The 606-nt window shown below is 69.0% G+C and carries 1 pseudogene; it reads left to right on the top strand.

Features of this window, described 5'->3' with window-relative positions:
• Positions 1-606, top strand: a pseudogene (locus ACFV9O_RS40450) (cyclohexanone monooxygenase); the annotation flags it as partial.

Below are 606 nucleotides of genomic sequence, written 5' to 3'. Positions count from 1 at the left end.
CCCGTGGGTCATGCCCCGGATGGACCGCAAGGTCACCGGTGCCGAACGCTGGCTGCACCGCAAGCTGCCCGCCACCGCCACCGCCCGTCGCGGCATCCTCTGGGGCATCCGCGAACTCCAGGTGCAGGCGTTCACCAAGCGGCCCGGCGAGCTGGGCGCCGTGGAGACGCTGGCCAAGCGGAACATCGCCCGCGCCATCAAGGACCCGGTGCTGCGCGCCAAACTCACCCCGGACTACCGGATCGGCTGCAAGCGCATCCTGCTGTCGAACACGTACTACCCGGCGCTCGCCCGGCCCAACGTCGACCTCGTCGCCTCCGGTCTCAGCGAGATCCGGGGCAACACCCTGGTCGGCGCCGACGGCAGCGAGGCCGAGGTCGACGTGATCATCTTCGGCACCGGCTTCCACGTCACCGACATGCCGATCGCCGAACGCGTCGTCGGCGACCAGGGCGAGACGCTCGCCGCCACCTGGAAGGACGGCATGAACTCGCTGCGCGGCGCCACCGCTGCCGGGTTCCCCAACTGGATGACGATCATCGGCCCCAACACCGGCCTCGGGAACTCCTCGATGATCCTCATGATCGAGTCCCAGCTCAACTACAT

This window comes from Streptomyces sp. NPDC059909 (assembly GCF_042730885.1).
Lineage (GTDB): Bacteria > Actinomycetota > Actinomycetes > Streptomycetales > Streptomycetaceae > Streptomyces.
Note: the sequence above shows the minus strand (reverse complement) of the source record. Positions and strands in the feature narration are given on the sequence as shown.